Source organism: Gluconobacter sp. Dm-73 (assembly GCF_018256215.1).
Classification (GTDB): Bacteria; Pseudomonadota; Alphaproteobacteria; order Acetobacterales; family Acetobacteraceae; genus Gluconobacter; species Gluconobacter cadivus.
The window spans coordinates 1-19,873 of record NZ_JAERLW010000019.1 but is presented as its reverse complement, the minus strand read 5'-3'; the positions used below and the strand labels follow the sequence as shown (position 1 = coordinate 19,873).

18 protein-coding genes and 1 pseudogene are annotated in these 19,873 nt (G+C 56.2%); 8 read left to right on the top strand and 11 right to left on the bottom strand.

Annotated elements, in window-relative coordinates:
• The first annotated feature begins 342 nt into the window (after positions 1-342).
• Positions 343-1,002, top strand: a complete 660-nt coding sequence (locus JK176_RS14660; RefSeq protein WP_194261779.1) for an SCO family protein — start codon at positions 343-345, stop codon at positions 1,000-1,002.
• Here the strand turns inward: JK176_RS14660 and JK176_RS14655 are convergent, their stop codons facing one another.
• From JK176_RS14655 to JK176_RS14635, 5 genes and pseudogenes are all read right to left on the bottom strand, one after another.
• A complete protein-coding gene (locus JK176_RS14655; RefSeq protein ID WP_211588370.1) occupies positions 1,003-2,349 on the bottom strand; it encodes a PepSY domain-containing protein in 1,347 nt (448 codons plus the stop codon).
• 8 nt (positions 2,350-2,357) lie between these two features.
• A complete protein-coding gene (locus JK176_RS14650; protein ID WP_211588369.1) occupies positions 2,358-4,670 on the bottom strand; it encodes a TonB-dependent receptor domain-containing protein in 2,313 nt (770 codons plus the stop codon).
• A 69-nt stretch (positions 4,671-4,739) separates the two neighbouring features.
• On the bottom strand, positions 4,740-5,132 hold the full coding sequence (locus JK176_RS14645; protein ID WP_194261776.1) for a hypothetical protein: 393 nt from the start codon (positions 5,130-5,132) through the stop codon (positions 4,740-4,742).
• 325 nt (positions 5,133-5,457) lie between these two features.
• Positions 5,458-5,640, bottom strand: a pseudogene (locus tag JK176_RS14640) (transposase); the annotation flags it as partial.
• Positions 5,641-5,814: 174 nt separating this feature from the next.
• On the bottom strand, positions 5,815-6,711 hold the full coding sequence (locus JK176_RS14635) for a LysR family transcriptional regulator (RefSeq protein ID WP_211588367.1): 897 nt from the start codon (positions 6,709-6,711) through the stop codon (positions 5,815-5,817).
• Positions 6,712-6,825: 114 nt separating this feature from the next.
• On the opposite strand from JK176_RS14635, the gene JK176_RS14630 reads away from it, so the two are divergent.
• The 6 genes from JK176_RS14630 to JK176_RS14605 all read left to right on the top strand — a co-directional run bounded on the left by JK176_RS14630 (position 6,826) and on the right by JK176_RS14605 (position 11,748).
• On the top strand, positions 6,826-7,038 hold the full coding sequence (locus JK176_RS14630) for a hypothetical protein (RefSeq protein WP_194267669.1): 213 nt from the start codon (positions 6,826-6,828) through the stop codon (positions 7,036-7,038).
• Between the two features lie 103 nt (positions 7,039-7,141).
• Complete coding sequence (locus JK176_RS14625) at positions 7,142-7,819, top strand: peroxiredoxin-like family protein (RefSeq protein WP_194267668.1); 678 nt, start codon at positions 7,142-7,144, stop codon at positions 7,817-7,819.
• A gap of 101 nt (positions 7,820-7,920) precedes the next feature.
• Complete coding sequence (locus JK176_RS14620) at positions 7,921-8,640, top strand: glutathione S-transferase family protein (RefSeq protein ID WP_211588366.1); 720 nt, start codon at positions 7,921-7,923, stop codon at positions 8,638-8,640.
• The gene (yghU, locus tag JK176_RS14615; RefSeq protein ID WP_211588365.1) at positions 8,637-9,533 is read left to right on the top strand and encodes a glutathione-dependent disulfide-bond oxidoreductase; all 897 of its coding nucleotides are present in this window, start codon (positions 8,637-8,639) and stop codon (positions 9,531-9,533) included. Before JK176_RS14620 ends, yghU begins: the two co-directional genes overlap by 4 nt.
• Before the next feature lie 135 nt (positions 9,534-9,668).
• A complete protein-coding gene (locus JK176_RS14610; protein ID WP_211588364.1) occupies positions 9,669-10,370 on the top strand; it encodes a response regulator transcription factor in 702 nt (233 codons plus the stop codon).
• A 1-nt stretch (position 10,371) separates the two neighbouring features.
• Positions 10,372-11,748, top strand: a complete 1,377-nt coding sequence (locus tag JK176_RS14605) for a HAMP domain-containing sensor histidine kinase (protein WP_211588363.1) — start codon at positions 10,372-10,374, stop codon at positions 11,746-11,748.
• Here JK176_RS14605 and JK176_RS14600 read toward each other — a convergent pair.
• Both JK176_RS14600 and JK176_RS14595 read right to left on the bottom strand, forming a co-directional pair.
• The gene (locus JK176_RS14600) at positions 11,738-13,915 is read right to left on the bottom strand and encodes a TonB-dependent siderophore receptor (RefSeq protein ID WP_211588362.1); all 2,178 of its coding nucleotides are present in this window, start codon (positions 13,913-13,915) and stop codon (positions 11,738-11,740) included. The genes JK176_RS14605 and JK176_RS14600 overlap by 11 nt on opposite strands.
• Before the next feature lie 204 nt (positions 13,916-14,119).
• The gene (locus JK176_RS14595; RefSeq protein WP_283091990.1) at positions 14,120-15,103 is read right to left on the bottom strand and encodes a nitrilase-related carbon-nitrogen hydrolase; all 984 of its coding nucleotides are present in this window, start codon (positions 15,101-15,103) and stop codon (positions 14,120-14,122) included.
• A gap of 98 nt (positions 15,104-15,201) precedes the next feature.
• Between JK176_RS14595 and JK176_RS14590 the strand changes: the two genes are divergently transcribed.
• Positions 15,202-16,125, top strand: coding sequence for a LysR family transcriptional regulator (locus JK176_RS14590; protein WP_211588361.1), 924 nt, complete (start codon positions 15,202-15,204; stop codon positions 16,123-16,125).
• Here JK176_RS14590 and nagB read toward each other — a convergent pair.
• From nagB to JK176_RS14570, 4 genes are all read right to left on the bottom strand, one after another.
• On the bottom strand, positions 16,122-16,856 hold the full coding sequence (nagB, locus tag JK176_RS14585; RefSeq protein ID WP_211588360.1) for a glucosamine-6-phosphate deaminase: 735 nt from the start codon (positions 16,854-16,856) through the stop codon (positions 16,122-16,124). The two genes, JK176_RS14590 and nagB, sit on opposite strands and share 4 nt — an antisense overlap.
• Entirely contained in the window at positions 16,853-17,959 is a 1,107-nt protein-coding gene (gene nagA, locus JK176_RS14580; protein WP_211588359.1) for an N-acetylglucosamine-6-phosphate deacetylase, read from the bottom strand. Before nagA ends, nagB begins: the two co-directional genes overlap by 4 nt.
• A complete protein-coding gene (gene gluP / locus JK176_RS14575; RefSeq protein ID WP_349291943.1) occupies positions 17,959-19,248 on the bottom strand; it encodes a glucose/galactose MFS transporter in 1,290 nt (429 codons plus the stop codon). Before gluP ends, nagA begins: the two co-directional genes overlap by 1 nt.
• On the bottom strand, positions 19,245-19,873 hold a 629-nt coding region (locus tag JK176_RS14570; protein ID WP_283091989.1), incomplete at its 5' end, for a BadF/BadG/BcrA/BcrD ATPase family protein. The genes gluP and JK176_RS14570, both read right to left, overlap by 4 nt.

The window sequence follows — 19,873 nt, the reverse complement described above, 5'->3', positions numbered from 1 at the left end:
CCTATACCCTGACCAAGAGCTGGATTAACGACTCCCGAGCGAAAATCTCGCCTTTGCCGCCCAATTCATTACACTAGCGTTTTCTGTGCTGAATGAATCGGTAAGGATTCCTAGGATGGCGCTGATCTGATTCCAAGAGACGACCGGGATAAGTGACAGATTCGGAAAACCCTTCTTTCGCATTTTATACGCAACAATATCAATGATTTATGTTTATAAATCGACCAAAAAAGGAGGTTTTTCGAACCCTCCACATTGTGGTTGTCTCTTCGATACCTTTAAAGCCAGTTATGCTCTTGAGATGCTTCCTGTGCTAAGAAGACATCTTCAAGGGAGGGTATTATGCCAAACCTCAAGGGAGGGCGTAAAAAACCAAAGCAGACTGTTAAGAAAAAACCTTTTCGTCTCAATGAAGCGAAGAAACTAGTCGCTCCGGTGGTGATCATCACGGGCCTCTTTCTCGGGGCAATCGGAATGCGCGGAGTTTTTCTAAATCGGGCCTCAGCCACGTTGGGCGGCCCTTATACGCTCATCGATATGCACGGTCATTCTCTTACGGAGCGTCAATTCCGAGGGCGCTATACATTGATTTATTTTGGGTACACACACTGCATAGATGTCTGCCCGTTAACCCTCGCGACGGTCACACAGGCTCTCGATCTCATGGGAAAAGAGTCACACCAGATTGTGCCGATTTTCATCACGGTTGATCCATCGCGTGATACTCCTGAGGTTGTTGCCGATTATGTCAGTCACTTCTCTCCCAACATCGTTGGACTTACGGGAACTGAATCTCAGATCCACGCAGTTATTGACAGTTTCCACGTCATGGCGCGACGTCGTGGCCCTTCGGCGGATCATATGTCCTCAGGCTATCTTATGGATCATAGTTCCGTTCTTTACTTAATGGATGGCGATAATCGGCTTGTGTCCGTTCTGCCAGTCGACACAAGCCCGGAGGAAATCGCCACCCGATTGCGTCGTCTCGTCCCTGCCAGTTAGTTACGACGCACGGCGGTCAGCTCGGGAAAGCAGGGTTGCAAGACAGAGAAGCAAAAGAGACGCTCCAAGTTCTGGCAAGAGTAATCCCAGTACAATCAGGATAACCAACGCGCCCACGCCAATCTTCTTGTTGGGATCGACAGGCGGCACTCCCAGCCTCCCTGGGGGTTTGCGCCTAAACCACAAGACAAGTGCTGCGATGCTCATCGCAAGTAATCCGACCGCTACAAGAAAATTCAAAAACTGATTGGCCTTCCCGAACAGCTGCCCTTCATGCGCCGCAACTCCATAACCGATGACGCGATCAGTCCATGCTTTCTCTTCAAAACGATGGACTGACCGTACCCGACCAGAGGCCTCTATCATCGCACTGATGCGGTTGGGACGGTTCTGCGTGTCGGAACGAACAGTCCACGCTGTTTCTCCCGCTGAAGGTGGCGTTACGAGAACAGGTGCCGGAAATCCGAGTTGGGACGCCGTCATGACCACTTGATTCAGGCTATCTGATAAGGGGCTGTCTGACATCGCCATGGGCCCCATATCCATACCCGGCATTATATCGGTCTGCTGGGGCGAGACCGAGCGCCCTGCAATCCGATTGCGTTCAGAAACAGCTCCGATGTCCCAGTCAGGAACCGAAGTCAGGTGGCTGAATTGTGTTTCCACCCGAACCAGAGCGTGTCCCCAAACAAAAGACCACGGCAAGCCGGAAACCAGAAAAAGCACCAAAAACGAGGAGACCCATAATCCTGTTACCCCATGGAGGTCTCGCCACCGGACACGACCGTTTCGGGTCATCCGTGGATAAAGAATACCCGCCAGGCTCTGCATCCGGCGCGGCCACCAGAGATACAGGCCTGTAGCAATCAGAACGATTGTCCAGGAGGCCACCATTTCCATGATGATGGAGCCAGTATTCCCCAATAACAGCTGGCCGTGCAGTCTAAAGATGATGCGCTCAAAACGGTCTTCTTCAGGAAGCTGTTTGAGAACCACGCATGATGTCGGATCAACATACACGCGTATGGCTGTGCCCTGACGATCAACGATCACCCGGGCAGCACCGGAAGTCGTCTCCGGAAGTTCATAGGCTAGAAAATGGCTGCCGGGGACAGCATGGAGTGCCGCCCTGACTTCCTGTAACGGGGTTGAATGTGTCGTACCGCCTGCGAGATGATCGTAACGCCAGTCGATCCAATGATCCACCTGCGGTTTGAACAGGTAAATTGACCCTGTGAGGCATAGCAACACAATAAAGGGAAGACAGAAGAGACCCGCAAAGAAATGCCATCGCCAGATCGTTCGATAATCGGGCCAGACTGGGGTTCTGAAAGCGTTCATCATCATGGATACCTTCAGAACTTGATCCGCACGCCACCAAAGAACGCTCTTGGCGATCCGGAGTAGATTGAGCCTGTCTTATTGGCCAAAACACTTCGCCCAGCCTGCTGCCCGGTCGAGAGGAGTGTATCGCTGATGTCAGTCGCACCTGCGGCATAAACCTGATTGGTTACATTCTGTACTTCGAAGTAGCTGTGCAGACGGTGAGCCCAGCCCAGACGTTCTGGAGGGTCGTAATGAACCTCCAGATTGAGCAATGCGTATGAGGGGGCTTTCAGAATATTGGCATTGTCGAGGTAAAAAGAATTCCTCCACGTCACTTCTGCAAAGCCTCCCAGCCCTTGCAGCCATCCGTCTGGCTGATCATAGAGAACACGCGCATCCAAAAAATGCGGCATAACACCGGGAATGAGATTCCCCTTCCGCGAGAAATTCCGCGCCATCGTGCTGTTGGACAGGGTCTCGGTGTATTTTGTATAGATCTGGTTGTCATAGGTATAAGACAGCTTCAGCCGCGCACCTGGCAGAGAGGCATGCAATGGCTGCCATGTCGCGCCGAGTTCAATGCCACGATGCTCTGAGGCCGGGGCGTTGAAGGTATAGCTTCCCGCGGGTGTATTGACACCCGCCGACTGGCTGACGAGTTCGTTTCGGTAGAACTCATAGAAGCCAGTGGCCTGAATATTGATGCTGGGCGACGGATGCCATTCAGCCCCCAAGTCAAAACCGAGACTCGTTTCGCTCTTAAGCTGCGTATTGTTCCCGTAGGTTCCCTGAGGGGTTACGAAGAAACTGGAATAACCAGGTGTGGCGTAAGCTGTTCCAACACGACTGTGCAAAGTCCAGTCTTTGGTTGGTGTATAAACCAGCGAGGCTTCAGGTGCGAGATTGAAGAAGCGTCGATTGGCCGTAATATTCTGCAAAGAGGTTGAACTTGCCGATCTATTGTAGAGCGTCTGAACTGCTCCAACATCCGATTGCGTCCCACCAAGTCCGATCACAGCATGCCAAAGCGAAGAAAACTGCCAGTCTTCCTGAAAGCGGAGGCCGATGTTCCACTGATGTCCGTATGACGTGGAATTCAAAGCACCGCGCGTCGCGCCACCTTGCGGGGTCAGATTATAGACCTGATAACCATAATCCATGTAGTCGAAGCTGGCACCGACAAAACTGGTGAGGGGCGTCTTTCCGATACGGCCGCGGTTCGTCAGATCCGTCTGCACATTATAGGAATTAAACGGTCCGACAAAAGCCGTTGTCGAAGTTGGCTGATCGGTATGACGTTGATCGTAAGTAAACTGAGTATGCCAGGTTGTTCCTGGATCAAAGTCATGCTCCCATCGAAGCCCCACAATGCTGCGTCGGTCAAAACGACCCAGCCCTGCTTGCTGCGGGCTCATCGTCTGGCGGCCTCCATAGGACCCATTCACCAGAAGATTGACCGAGGCGCATCCAACCGCGGCCGATGCCGCATTGGCACAACCATTTTGATAGGGATTACTACGAAATTGATTCAGGGAGAGCCGTAACGGCAGTGATGTGTCCGTGACGTTATTGACGAACTTTAGAATGAGGCGATCTGATGAGGTCAGATTAACCCGCAGCCGCATATTCTCGGTAGACGTGTTGTACTGGCTGTTCGCAATAAAGCCCTTACCTCGCACGTCGCTGCCAAACAGCATGAAGTCGTAGTGTTTATTGCCTGCCCCAATCGTCACATAGTTATTGAAGAGGCCGAAGCTGCCAAAGTCTGAGCCCAGCTCCAGACCGTGAATGTCAGTGCCGTTCCGGGTGCGGAAATTGATCGCCCCATTGATCGCATAATTACCGTATAACGTGGAAGCCGGCCCCTGAAAGACGTCCACCCCCTCATAAGCATGCGGATCGATCAAATCTGCCCGGGCCGTACCGTCTGGTTGAGTCATAGGAAACCCGTCTTCCGTAACCTGAAGGTTCTTCAGACCATAGGACTGACGTGCGCCCGACCCACGGACGGAAACAACGCTGTCACGCGGTCCATTACCTTGCAGAACAGTTACCCCAGGAAGGGTTGCGACCATATCGGCGACCGACTGTGCCGCCCTGTGTGCGAAATCTGTACGTTCCGCGCTGTAGGTTGTTTCACCGGTTGGATGAAGTCGTGCAGAGCCACGCGTCGTACCGCGAACCAGAATGCTTTCGACATTCTGATGTGCAGAAGACGCAACTGAGGCTGTTTTACGGGGACGCGCCTGAAGAGGTTGTGCATGAGCTGGAAAGGCTCCAAGAAAAACGCAGCCAAGCACCAGCGAGCCGAGAGGACGGCTTGATTCAAAAGAAGTATTCATGTGTTCGTTCTGATCTGAAAAACGCAGAAAGCCTTCCATCGCAGATGCGACAAAGGCGCTAAGTTTTTGTCAGATCAGGTTAGGAGGTCCTTGAGCATAAATGCCCGATAGCCGCCATAGGGGAGGCCCCCGCACTGGCGGGAAACACCAGAAAAAACTCCGCCCTGTCACAGACAGGACGAGGAAAACAGCAGCGACGCATCCGATTATCAGGATCGTCAGCAGGTCGTCGACCACTGCAATCCCATCACCAACATCCGCTGCGTGATGATGATCAGGACTATGCGGACCAAAATCCTGGCTGTCGCAAAGGGTCGACAAGTTGGTGAACTGTTTTAACGGATCGTTGAGCAGGAACTGCGGTAAAGGCAGACTTCCAACGCTGAGGCGAATAATGATGGCAAGCAGAACCAGCGGCCAAAAGACCAGACTCCCTCCGCTATGCCGCGCACTTCGCATCATTCTTCTTCATTTAAAACGGCTTGCAACACTGCGCCAGATGGAAATGTATTTTTCGACCATTTGGGTTGTGATGCACGAAGCCCCAATAACGCCAACGCGGGGATTCAGGGGCATTGGCCTGCAGGTGCAGAGGCGGGCGGACGGCAGCGCCTGCTCGGTGGGCTAACGCTATTAGTGGTACCAGCCGGCGCCCGTGCAGAAGAAGCGGCCGAGGCCTACAGTGAAGATCAGACAACCATAGAGACTGTGTTCTCCTTATGGGTCCCCCTTTTTCGCCGGCTGCTTGGTTATGACCTCGAACGAGCATACTGTCGATCATGTGTTGTCAGTCATCGGTCAGGCCGAGTTCGACCAGCGTTTCCAGCAAGGCATCCCAGACGCCTTGCTCAGCCCACCGACGGAACCGGACATAGACCGAGTTCCATGTTCCGTAGCGCTCGTGCATGTCCCGCCATGGACAACCGACACGCAGGACATGAAGCATTCCAATGAGAAACAGACGATTATCCTGTGCTGGTCGTTAGCAACGGCCATTTTCAGGCGTCAGCAAGCCGCCAATGATTGCCCATTCCTCGTCTGTCAGATCGCCACGTATCCACAAGTCTCCGCAAAGACCAGTTTTGAATCACGTCCCAAACCGTCTGAAAAGACCCTCTGTCAACACACCCTAACACCGCGCCTTTCACACAGGCGAAGCATCTGCTGCCTTCATGATGCTTTCCACAAAATCTCCGAAATGGCGCGCCTTGGCTGTCATCATCCGTCCTGCGGGAAAGACAGCCCAGAGATCGATCGAAGGCAGAGTCCACGCTTCGAGAACACGCACGACCGCTCCGTTTTCGAGTTCCGGCGCAAACATCCAGTCCGACGCAATGGTCAGCCCCATATCCGCCAGAACGGCCGCCCGCAGCCCCTCGGCCGCACTGACCTTGAGCCGTCCGCTGACAGACACCGACACCGCCGCTCCATCGCGCAGGAATGACCACACACTCGGTAACTGGCTATAAATAATGGCTTCATGGTTCGCCAGATCCGCAGGAGAGCGAAGCCTTCCGGCACGCTTGAGATAGGCAGGCGTGGCAAGAACAGAACGTCGACCCGTTGCGACCTTCCGGGCGATGGCGGTGGAATCCGAAAGCGTTCCCATCCGCAGGGAAATATCGACGCCTTCCGCCACAAGGTCGATCATTCGGTCATCAAGAATGATCTCCACTGTCAGGTGGGGATGTTCTGCCAAAAACCTCGGCAATTCCGGAATAATGTGCAGCCGTGCGAATGTCGTTGCCGCCGAAACCCGCAACCGGCCTGACAGACCCGCACCCGCTCCCTTGGCTGCAAGTTCCGCTTCATCAGCCTCCTGAATGGCATTGCGTGCCCGCTCGTAGAAATTCTGCCCTGCCTCGGTCGGCGTCAAACCATGCGTGGAACGGATCAGCAGACTCACCTGCAAACGCGCTTCAAGCTGTGCGATGGTCTTGGACACCGCCGGTTGCCCCACCCCAAGCTGTCGGGCAGTTGCCGAGAACGAACCTGTATCCACCACGCGGATGAACGTGGCCATTGCCTGATAACGGTCCATGATATTCCTCCAGGGAATGATCCTTATCGCCCCAAGCCATCTGACATGTCGAGTATGGAATAGGCATCTCTTGTGCATCACCCCGGACAAACCGGGTTTTGCAGGATCTCAGAGATGTTCGGTTCACTCATACGCACCATGTCCGGCCCCATCGTCACAGACAGTCTTCTGGCTTTTCACCTGTCAGGCAGCCTGCTGAACGTCGTCTCGATCCTGATCGGGCATGTCATTTCCGGCCCGTCATCTTCAGATCGTGGAAAACTTACCGACGCAGCACCGAGGCTTTACGGACCCACCGATTGCCCAAGCGCCGGAATCTCCAGCTGACGATTATTCCGGCACGGAATGACCAATAGTCCTCCATGCCATCATCCCTGAAAAACGCAGTCGCCCTAACGTCAGGCGTCGCCTCATTCCAAAGGAAAGAACAATGTCTCTTCAAGCAAAACTCGATGCCTTCAAAGCAGACTTCGAAGCAGGCAAGCCGCCTTACAATGTTCCCACGTCAGTCATCGAAGTCATGCATCGTGCGACCGCTGAACTGGTCGCTTCAGGTGCAGCCGAAAAAGCTCTCAAAGCTGGCGACAAGGCGCCGTCTTTCACGCTGAATGATCCGGATGGCAATCCGGTGTCCTCTGCCGATCTGCTGGCAAAAGGCCCGCTGGTCATCAGCTTCTATCGCGGCGTGTGGTGCCCGTACTGCAACATGGAACTTCAGGCCCTTGAAACGGCGCTTCCGTCTTTCCGCGAACTGGGAGCGAACCTGATTGCCATTTCCCCACAAACAGCCGTGAACAGCCGCAAATCGGTCCGTCAGAACCATCTCGACTTCCCGATCCTGTCAGATACGCATAACGACGTCGCAGCCGCATTCGGCCTGCGGTTCGCGCTGCCGGACTACCTCGTCGACCTCTACACCAACCTGAAAAACGATCTTCCGTCCTTCAACGGTGACGACAGCTGGACCCTGCCGATGCCCGGCCGTTTCGTTATCGGACAGGACGGTGTGATCCTCTATGCCGAGGTCAATCCGGACTATACCCGCCGCCCGGAACCGGAAGACATGCTCCCTGCCCTTCGAAAAGCAGCCCAGTCTCCGGCAAACTGACCCTTAGTCTTTTGGCGTCCGGGTATAACCTTCTCGTTCGGGGTCATCCCGGTCGCCATCGGACGAAAATTTTTCCTGTATTGGCCCGAGGGAAGTGGCACATGATTGATTTTTACTATGGTCCGGGCCCGAACCCGCTCAAGATTGCGCTGTTTCTGGCTGAAACCGGCCTGCCCTTCAAAGCCAGACCCGTCGATACTTATCGCGGCGCCCAGCATGATGCCGCATTTCGGGCCCTCAATCCCAATGGCAAGGTGCCGGCCCTCGTGGATACGGATGGTCCAGAGGCCAGGACTGCGATCGTGTTCGATTCCACAGCCATTCTTCTTTATCTCGCCGAAAAAACGGGACAATTCGTCGGAGAAGCGCAGGACCGCCCCCAGCTTCTGTCCTGGCTGATGTTTATTGCAACAGGTCTCGGTCCTTTCTCAGGACAGGCTGTGCATTTCCAGCATGCCGCACCCAAAGGGCTGGACTACGCGGTCAATCGATATCGCCGGGAAGCAGAACGGCATTATCAGGTTCTGAACGATCATCTCGAAGGGCGATCTTTCATCGTCGGCGATCGTTATACCATCGTCGATATGTCCGCATGGGGCTGGCTGGACCGGGCCGTAAGAGTCATGAACACTGAAGACCGTCCTCTTGAGCGCTGGCCCAATCTTGCCCGTTTCATGGACATGATCAATGCTCGCCCGGCCGTTCAACACGCGCAAGCCATTATGAGCGGACACGCTTTCAAAACCACAATGGACGAAGAGGCGCGTCAGGCCATGTACCCGACCAGTTTTTCCCCAGCGTCAAAAGGAACAGTGTCATGAGCGAACCTTCCGATTATACGCCGCCCAAAGTCTGGACCTGGACGGCACCAAGCGGCGGCAAATTCGCCAGCACAAACCGCCCGACAGCAGGCGCGACACACGAACAAGCGCTCCCTGTCGGACGACACCCCCTCCAGCTCTATTCCCTTGGCACGCCCAATGGCGTGAAAGTCACGATCCTGCTCGAAGAACTGCTTGCTGCGGGTCACACGCAGGCCGAATATGACGCATGGCTTATCCGTATCGGCGAAGGCGACCAGTTCGGCTCCGGCTTTACGGACATCAATCCCAATTCCAAGATTCCGGCCCTTGTTGATCACAGCGGCGATCAGCCTCTGGCCGTTTTTGAGTCCGGGTCGATCCTGCTGTATCTGGCCGAGAAATTCGGTGCCTTTCTTCCCAAAGATATCGCGCATCGGACAACATGTCTGAACTGGCTTTTCTGGCAGGTTGGAAGCGCGCCCTATATCGGCGGCGGATTTGGGCATTTCTATGCCTATGCCCCGGAGAAAATCGAGTACGCGATCAATCGTTTTGCCATGGAGGCCAAACGGCAACTGGACGTGCTTGATCGGCGCCTGGCGGAAAGTCCTTTCATAGCAGGGCCAGACTATACAATCGCCGATATGGCCATTTTCCCGTGGTATGGTGGCCTGGTGGAAGGCTGGCTCTACAATGATGCGGCCACGTTCCTGAACGTACAGGACTATCCCCACCTCAAGGCATGGGCAGACCGCCTTCTGGAACGCCCAGCCGTGCAACGTGGACGGATGGTCAACCGGACATCCGGAGCCCTCTCCAGCCAGCTTCATGAACGTCACGACGCTTCCGATTTCGAGACAAAAACGCAGGATCGCCTTGAGAGGCAAAAGGAAAACTCTTCAAAGCCCTGACCTCACCGCTACGGCCCGCTTTCCCGATGTCAGCCCTGCCGGAATGCAGGGCTGACATTCCATGCACACCCTCCTATTATATCTGGAGCGCTCGATCGGCTGAAAATACAACTTTGCACCATCACTCGGCAGGACATGATGAACGCGCCTCCGTCACATCCCCAGAATACCATCCTTCTGATCGAAGATGATCTGGATACAGCCGATTACATTGAAAAAGCCCTGTCAGGGCCGCACACCACAATCAGCATCGTTGCGGATGGACAACAGGGTAAAGACAGGGCCATATCAGGCCACTGGGATTGCATTATCCTCGACCGACGCCTGCCACGCCTCGACGGGCTTTCCATCCTCAAAGACCTGCGCGCCATCGGTATTCAGACGCCCGTTCTGTTCCTGACAACAATGGACGGAATTCATGACCGTGTCACCGGGCTGAGAAACGGCGCCGACGACTACCTCGTGAAGCCTTTTTCCGTTCAGGAACTCTCCGCACGTCTCGAAAACCTGCTGCGCAGAACACAGCAATCCTATGATCAGACCCGTCTGGTTTTTGCCGATCTTGAAATTGACCTCCTGACGCGTGAAGTCCGCCGGGGTGGAGAAAAACTCTACATTCAGGCGCAGGAACTCAAACTTCTGGAATATTTCATGCGGCACCCACACATGACACTGTCACGCGAAATGATACTGCAAGCCGTGTGGGACATCGACTTTCCAGTCCATACCAACCTGGTGGACACCCATGTCAGTCGGCTGCGGGAACGTCTGGGCAGAGACGCCCCGCCCCTCCTCCAGACACTCAAGGGACAGGGCTATATGTTGAAGCGCATCTAGCATGCCAGCCTCTCTTCACAGCGCCCCGCTCCGCCTGCCGGTTTTACGCAGCTCATCCTTTCGGATCATCGCCATGTTCGCGGGGTGCTTTCTCTTCACAGGCATAACCGTAACCGCGTTCTCCGGCTATCACAGCCAACGCCTGCTCTCACAGCAGACAAAGCGCATTGTCGCAAATGAACGCGACGAAGCCCTGTCCGAAGCACAAGGCCAAGACGTCACACATCTTCAATCCACGGTCAAAGAACTGGTCCTGAACGAACCTGGATTTTACTATCTGCTACAGAATGCGCAGGAACAGGTTGTCGTCGGAAATATGTTTCATCTGCGCCCCATCGCGGGCTGGAGATGGCTGTCATGGACGCATCGGACGCACCCGCCTGACCATCATCCTGTCATCGGTTACGGAACCGCACTGAATGACGGCGGTTATTTCTTTGTTGGAATTGACGCAACCCCTCTCCAGTCGCTCCGGCACGATCTCTGGCTGACGCTGGCCTGGAGCGCACTCATGTTCCTTCTGATCGGACTGGGCGGCGGATTTCTCCTCAGCCGCCTTGTGCTCGGCAGGATCGAAGTCATCAGCCAGACGGCCCGCAAAATCATGCGAGGCGACATTTCCCAAAGACTTGCCCTGAATGGAACAGGCGACGAATTCGATCATCTCGCCCACAGCCTCAACGCCATGCTCGACAGAAATGAAACACTGATCGCCAGTGTCCGTCAGATCAGTGACGACATCGCACATGATATGCGCCGCCCTCTGGCACGGCTGGGCCAGAATCTTGACAAGGCTCAGACCGCCACGACCCATGACATCCAGAACACTGCCCTCACACAGGCGCAAAACAATCTTCAGGACGCACTGGAAATTTTTTCGTCTCTTTTAAGACTTGCACAGCTTGAAGCCGGAAACCGTATTCCCGATCGCCAGACACTGGTCGTTGCAGATCTTTTCAACACGCTCGCTGGCCTCTATCAGCCTGTCGCACAGGAACAAGAGCAGACACTGACAATTCTCAGCCCCGCCCAGAACCTGACACTTGACGGCAACCGCATTCTTTTAACGCAGACACTCTCCAACCTTATCGACAATGCCATCAACCATTCCCTTTCAGGAACGGTTATCACCCTGTCAGCTCACATGCAGAACAACAGGATCATCATAACCGTTTCAGATAATGGCCCCGGCATTCCCGCCGAAGAGCATGAACGCGTTTTCGAAAAGATGGTCCGGCTCGACACCAGCCGGACCGTCCCCGGTACCGGATTAGGCCTCAGCATGGTCCGGGCCATCGTGAACCTGCACGGAGGCTCGATCCGGCTTGCGGATAATCATCCCGGCCTCCGCTGCGAGATCATTCTCCCTACATCTTGAAACTCAACTGGAACGTCACCGCACGCCCCGCAGCAATGCGCGAATAATTGGTATAAATCCGATCATAATAACGCTTGTTTGTCAGGTTCTGTAAATTGGCCTGAAGATCCAGAGTCCGTGTAATCTGATAATCCGCAACCATATCAAGGCGCACATATTCCGGCACCCAAGTCAGATTATTAACGTTGGTATAGCGCTTGCTCATATATGTAATACCACCGCCCGCCTTGAGATGCGGCAACACGCGGTATGTGCTCCACAACGCCACGGAATTTCCCGGCGTATACGGAAACCGCTTCCCCACATTCGCATGCGTTGGCCCACCATTGAGAACCGTACTGTCAAGATACGTCCAGCCGCCGAACATTTCCCAACGTGGCGTTATGTTCCCCGCAACGTTGATCTCAGCACCACGAACCCGCTGGGTTCCCGCATTGATCTGATTGCCATATCCATCAGAAACCTGCGCATTCGTCATCTTGCCGTCAAACAGAGATCCGGTGATCGAAAAACGACCGTTGAACAGATCCGCTTTCGCTCCAACTTCGATGTTTTTGCCATTCTGCGGCGCCAGCTTGGTATTCGCCGTCGACAAAGCAATCTGCCCATCCGCGCCGGCATCCACACCCACAGGGTTGGAGGCCGTCGCATACGAGAAATACAGACTGACCGGCTTGATCGGTTTATAAACCGCACCGGCCTGATAATTGATGAAGCTCTGATTATTACTCAGACCCACATTCCCCTGCACGGCAGACGTCATGAAACGATCGAACCGCACGCCTCCGTTAATCAACAGATGGTTGTGCCACATGCTCATCGTATCAAACGCATAGGCAGACCCGGTATCGACATTGGTATTCAAAGGCGCAATCCCCGGCTCGCCAACAGAATAAGAGCCTGTCCAGGGATTTGATGAACTCCAGCGCCCTGCATTCGGTGCGAGAATACAGTTATAAGCGACGGTGCATGGACCGCCATTCCGGAGGTTATTTCCAGCAGAATCCTTGATGTAATATTCATTGCGGGTCAGACGCTCACGCGAGACTTCAATTCCCGTATTGATCGCATGATGAATAAAACCGGTATCGAATTTCCCGGACACCATGGCTTGTTCCTGAAAATTGTCCGTATGGAAAAGTCCAGATTTCGCCTCCAGCAAAATGGTCTGGTTTGCCGGAGACGCGCTCTGCCACTGGGGGTTGGTCGCAATGTAATCATATTGCGTACTGGTCCACTGCAACGTATTGCGAAAGACGAAGTCATGCCACAGATCACGCTCAAGTATGATCTGCCCCAGATCCGTGGTGCTCCGTTCAAAATCGCGATCCTGCAATCCCAGCACCGTATGCCGGGGAATATTCAGCGGCTCATGCGTCGTTTTACTATAAGGCGCTGAATAATCCGGCATGTCGAATGAATAGAGATGGTAATACCCCAACGTCAGCCGGGTCGGTGTGCCAAGCCCGAATGACAGGGAAGGCGCAACACCCCATTTGTGCCCACCCGCTGGCGCCCGCCCTGCCGTATCTCCATCATCCCCCATCGCATTCAAACGAAATGCCGTGGAAGAGCCAATCTGGCGATTAATATCAACGGTTCCACGCTTGTAGGACGCCGTACCAAAACCGATCTGGCCGGATGTCAGGCTGCCAAGCTGGGCTTTTTTCGTCGTGATATTAATCTGCCCACCCAAACCACCACGCCCCCCATACACAGACCCCGGCCCTTTCAAGACCTCCATCTCGTCAACATCAAAAACCTCGCGCTGGCTAACGCCACTATCGCGCAGGCCATCGATGAACATATTGCTGTAAGACCCAAATCCACGAATGACAGGATAATTCCCGCCCGGCACGGCATAAGCGTCCCCACCCCGAAAACTGACCCCCGGGACAGTGCGCATGGCCTCTTCAAACGACGTCGCATTGACCAGTTTCATCTGCTCCTGCGTCACCACGGAAATGGATCTCGGCGTATCCAGCAAAGACGCCGTCAGTTTTTTATTCGGAGAAGTCCCGGTCAATTGCGGATGATTCTTTCCCCAGACCGTCAAACGCTCCTGCCCGCCCGAGACCTTGCTGCCCTGATAGTTCAGCCCGTGGGCAGCTGTGTTCTGACCGGACGAAGGCAAATCTGTCGATGCGCCATAAGCACGGGACTGCAAAACTGTTCCTGCAAGACATCCCAACAGAAACGAACACGAGCGGAGACGAGAAAAATGCAGAGAGGCAGGCATGATGCTTCAATTCCAGATGCGAATGACTCGCATTGGCTACATTTCTTCTCACCTCCCGACAATGCCAAGTTGCCAGCATTGGGAATGTTTAATTTTACTGATTCGTCCCCATGCCCACGTCAGCCCCTCCCCTTAAGAACAGGGCTTGACCGTTGCTTCTTCTTTACAATCGGGCAGAGCCTCCACAGCTTCAGAGAATGACACCGGACGCCGTGGTGCGTCATGAACCCGCAGACTGAAAATATCGGGACGGGCATAATGGCCTGCCACGTCCAGATCGTATTTCCCCCGGATCACATCATCCAGATCGATATCCGCCGTAAGGATCGCTTCACGGTCATAAATCGGTCCGGCAATGATGTCTCCAAGCGGGCTGACGATCACACTGCCACCCCGAATAAGCACGGTGTCCGGATTATTGCCCTGATGACAGGCATACTCCTCCGGCGCATCCGCACGCGTCATGTACTGGCAGGCACTTAGAACAAACGTCCGTCCTTCATAGGCAATATGCCGCATGGAAGCCTGCCAGATATCGCGCTCATCCACCGTGGGGGCACACCAGAGATTGATGCCCCGGGCATACATACTCTGCCGCAGATCCGGCATATAGTTTTCCCAGCAGATCGCAGCCCCGATACGTCCAATATCCGTCTCAAAAACCGGAATGGTCGAGCCGTCGCCCTGCCCCCAGACCAGCCTCTCGGTTCCCGTCGGCATAAGCTTGCGATGTTTGCCCAAAAGCGCCCCGTCAGGTCCGAAAAAGAGCGCCGTACAATATAACGTCGCCCCATCACGTTCGATAACACCGACAACAAGATGGGCCTTCATTTTCGCCGCAAAAGAGCCGATCCGCGCCGTTTCTGCGCCTGGCACGTCAATGGCAGATTTCCAGTAACGCAGATAATCCTCACGCCCTTCCGGAAAACGGCTCCCCAGAATTGCGCCGAAACTCAGCCCTTTTGGATATCCACCAACATAAGCTTCCGGAAAAACCGCAAGCTCAACACCCTGTGCGGCAGCCGCATCACAATGGGCCTCCATCCGATCCAATGTCCGGGGCGTATCGAAAAGACTGGTTCCCGCCTGAATAACGGCGACGCGACGCTGGCTCATGTCCGGATCTCTCATGCATGTAGCGGATTACAGTGAGAGGAAGAGTGGACTTTCTCCCATTATCGGGCAAATTGATTGTTTTGATAATTAAAATCACCATGGTCGATATTTTACGCCTCGATTTCAATCTGGCCACCACGTTTCTGGCGCTCTGGGAAGAACGCAGCGTCTCCAGAGCGGCACGGCGACTGGCGCTGAGTCAGTCCGCCGTCAGCGCCTCTCTGGCCCGCCTGCGGGAAGCGGCGGATGACCCCCTGTTCGTCCGCACGCGTGACGGCATGCAACCAACTCCTCGGGCAATTGCCATGGCGGAACCGCTGCAAAACGGAGCGACACTGATCCAGACAGCGTTTTCAACCGTCACGGCATTTGATCCGGCAACCAGCCGACAGCATTTCTCTTTGGGAATGTCCGACGACTTCCAGATCGCGGCTGGCCCCCTGATCGCAAAACGTCTGGCAGCCGAAGCCCCACGGGTTTCCGTGACATTCAGACAGGCCAACAAACATCGCGTCGAAGCTCTTTTCGAAGCAGGAGACATCGATTTTGCCGTCGTCGCACAGCCCAATATACGCTCTGGATTACAGCATCAGGAGATCGGACAATCCGGTTACGCCTGCCTTCTCGATCCAGCCGCCTGCGGCCTCACATTTCCCCTGACACTGGAAGATTACCTCACGCTGCCACATCTTCTGGTGTCCTTTTCCGGACGGGAGGGGATCGTGGACCATGTGTTGAAAACTCTGGGCCACGCGCGCCGGGTACAATCGGCACTGACGCATTTTTCTGCGCTCCCCCCTTTCCTGATCGGAACGCGTGCCATTGCCACCCTGCCCCTCCATGCCGCGCAGAGCCTCGCTGCCGTCTCTGGCCTGACCGTCTGCGCGGCACCCATTGATCTGGGGCAGTATTCTGTGTCGCTGCTCTGGCAACGGACAGCGGATAACCTCTGGATGCGCCAGATCATCAGCGACGCCTTCCGGGAGGCACTCCCGAACATGGAAGCGATCTGTCCGTCCTAACGCCGCCAGATCCGGGCCGCGGCTTCGTCCAGAATCACCGTCGCATCGTCATGAAGACGGATGGCCGTGGCACTGACAGCCTCGCTGATCGGACCGTTCAGCGCCTCGTCAACGATCGCCGCCTTGCCTTCACCAACAGCCACCAGCAGAAGACGGCGCGCTTCAAGGATCGTCCCCACCCCCATCGTCAGGGCGCGTTCCGGCACACGTTCCGGGTCATCGCCAAACATGGCGCTGTTCTGACGTCGCGTCACATCATCCAGATGGACAACCCGCGTCCGGCTGTCGAACGCGGAAGGCGGCTCGTTGAAACCGATATGCCCCGTCTCGCCAATGCCCAGAAGCTGCAACCCAAGCCCACCGGCCGCGCGAATGGCCGCCTCGTAGCGCGCGCACTCAGCCTCCAGATCCGCAGCAACACCATTCGGAACATGCCCCTGCCCTGCGGGCATGTTCACATGCGAAAACAGATGCTCCTGCATGTAGTGGCTGTAAGAGTTCGGGTCCATCGGCGGCAGACCGACATATTCATCCAGATTGAACGACCTCGTGCCGGAAAAATCCAGCGTCCCCGCGTCATGCTGCTGCACCAGAAGCTGGTAAATGCTCTCCATCGTGCGGCCCGTCGCCAATCCCAGAACGGGCGCTCCAGATCCGCGGATTTCCTCCGCGATCATGTCCGCCGCGCGCTGAAACGCCTGACCGGGCGTGTCCGTGACGATGATTTTCATACCCTGCGCTCTCCTTTGACCCAGACTTCGCTGACCTGAAACCTGTCATCCAGAACCGTGAAATCCGCCAGAAGATCCGGCGCAATCGCCCCCCGGTCCTGCAACCCGAGATAGGCCGCCGCATTCGTACTGACCAGACGCGCCGCTTTCGGAAGCGACATTCCGGCATCAAGAGCATTCCGCAGCGCCTGATCCAGCGTCAGAATGCTCCCCGCAAGCGTGCCATCCGGCAGCCGCACCACCCCGTTGCGGATCATCACATCCTGCCCGCCGAGCTGGCTCGGACCATCGGCCTCACCCGTACCCCGCATGGCATCCGTCACGAACAGCAGCCGCTGCTCCATCATCCGCTCCGCCAGCCGGAAACTGGCAGGATGAACATGATGCGTATCGAAGATCATCTCTCCATACGCCACATCACTGCACATCAGCGCCGTCACCGGCCCGGGACGCCGCCCCTCAATGGCCGACATGGCATTAAACAGATGCGTCCCTCCGACGGTTCCCCCGGCTGCACAAACTAGACAGATCGCCCGCTCGGCCCCCTCGAAATCCGTGGTGGTATGCCCCAGACTGACCCGGACACCCGCCTGCGCAAAGGCCTTCATGGCCGTCGGCGCGTGGTCCAGCTCCGGCGCGATCGTCACGACACGCACACACCCCGTCGCAACAGCTTCCGCCACCCGCTCGGCGGTCGGCTCGATATTGAACGGCGGCTGGGCTCCCAGCTTGTGCGGACTGACGAACGGCCCTTCCAGATGCGCGCCATAAACGCGCGGCCCACCCTCTACGCCCCGATCACAGACTTCCGCCACCGCCCGCAACGCGTCCATAACCTCCGCCCAGGGCGCGGTAATCGTCGTCGGCAGGATCGTCGTGGTTCCGTGGCCCAGATGAAAGCGCGAGAGCGTCTCAATGGCCGCAACCCCGTCCATCGTATCGGCCCCACCGCCACCATGGACATGACCATCAATAAAGCCCGGTAGGATATAGCGCTCCGGCACTCCGGACTGAGGCACGATCTCGCGGATATGACTGTCAAAATCCACCCGCCCCGAAACAATACGATCGCGCAGGACGATCCTGCCCTCAAGATGCGCCATTATGGCTCCTGATCCAGTGGTAAAAGCCCCGTCCGACCATAACGCCGGGCATAGAGCAGCAAGGCCAGATAAGACGGCAGAACCAGCAGCGCAAACATGCCCTGAAAGCCCACGAACGGCTTGAGAATGACGTAAATCTGCGGAATGACCGCCCCGCCACTATACGCCATGACCAGCAGGGCGGATGCAAGCGGCGTCCACGCCCCGGCCCCCCGAATGGCGATCGGGAAAATCGAGGGCATCAGCATGGCATTGGCCGCCCCCAGTAACGCCACGCACAGAACCGAAACATAGCCCTGCGTCAGAAACGCCGCGACCGTCAGCCCCGCGCCAAGAAAACAGGCCAGTTCCATGAGCCGCTCCTGCGTCACGATCCGCGGCACAACCAGAAACCCGAGAATATATCCCCCCAGCATCCCGGCCAGCGTCAGAGACGTGAAAAAGCGCGTCTGGCTGAGCGGCAGACCAAAACCCTGCCCATAGGTCCCGATGGCGTCCCCGGCCATGACTTCCACACCGACATACAGGAACATCACGACAATCCCGAACACCAGATGCGGCCGGAAAATACGCCGGCTCCCCTCCAGAGGCCCCGGCAGCGCAGGCGCCTGCAAATCCGGCAGCGGGCAGAGCGCCACGCCGATGGCCGTCAGCAGCAGAACAGCAGCCATCGTCATGTAAGGCGCATAAATCGCCTGCACGAACCCCGACAGAAGCGCATTGCGCGCCACAGGGTCCGTCGTCTCCTGCGCCCGCTGGGACAGCGTTCCAATATCCCCCATCACCACAGTCGCCAGAACGATCGGAGCCAGAATCCCCGCACATTTGTTGCACACGCCCATGATGGCAATGCGCTGCGACGCCCGCTCGGACGGCCCCAGCAGACTGACCAGCGGGTTAATCACCACCTGCATCAGAGACAGCCCGGCCCCCATCACCAGCAACCCGGTCAGGGCACCCCCATAAAGACGCATGGCAATGAACTGCCCGAACAGCGCCACGCCCGCCGCACATAACACGAGCGAAACAGCCAGCCCCCGCCGCAGACCAAGCCTCCGGGCCACGAAAGATGCGGGCAGGGAAAACAGGAAATACGAAAAATAGAACACCATCGGCACGAGAAAGGCGCTCGTATCGCTCAGATCAAACGCCACGCGCACGAACGAAATCAGCGGACCGTTCATCCAGGTCACAAAACCCATGATGAAGAAAATCGCCGCAGCCACACCCAGAGGCGCCAGTCCATAATCCCCGGTCAGCCCCCTACCGGACTGGACAGGCCCCGTCACGACGTCAGCCCCGCATCACGAAGTGCAACGGAAACGCGCTCAATCCATTCATCATCCACTTCCCACCCTGCCAGACGCGCCGCACTGAGCAGCCCCCCTCCGACCGGCGGAAGACGCGGCGGCACAGGCGTACCATGCCGAACAGCAACGCTTTCCCGAAGAGACCGGCTCTGGAACGTTCCCCCCGCATAACTCCACGGTAGCGATGTTTCGGGAAAATGGCGCTGGGCCGCTTCGATATGGGCGCAAAGATGACCCGCCGCCTCACACATCAGCCGCCGCGCCGGTTCCAGCCCGTCCTCAGCCAGATCAGAAACAATCCGCGCCAGAGCCGCAACACTGGCCCTCGGATGACGCAGCGTCCCATACCATTCCAGAAGCGCCGTCCCACACGCCGCTTTTTCAGTCGGAAGGCCCATCGCAGCCACAAACGGCGCGAAAAACGCATGATCTGCCTGATTGCGTCCATCCAGAAGCGCCGTCAGCAGTGCCAGCGCCTGACGCCCGATCCAGAACCCACTACCCTCGTCCCCGAACAATCCGCCCCAGCCACCAATCTTGACCTGACCGCCCCGACCATCCGTAGCCCATGCCACCGACCCCGTACCCGACAGAACAAGAACCC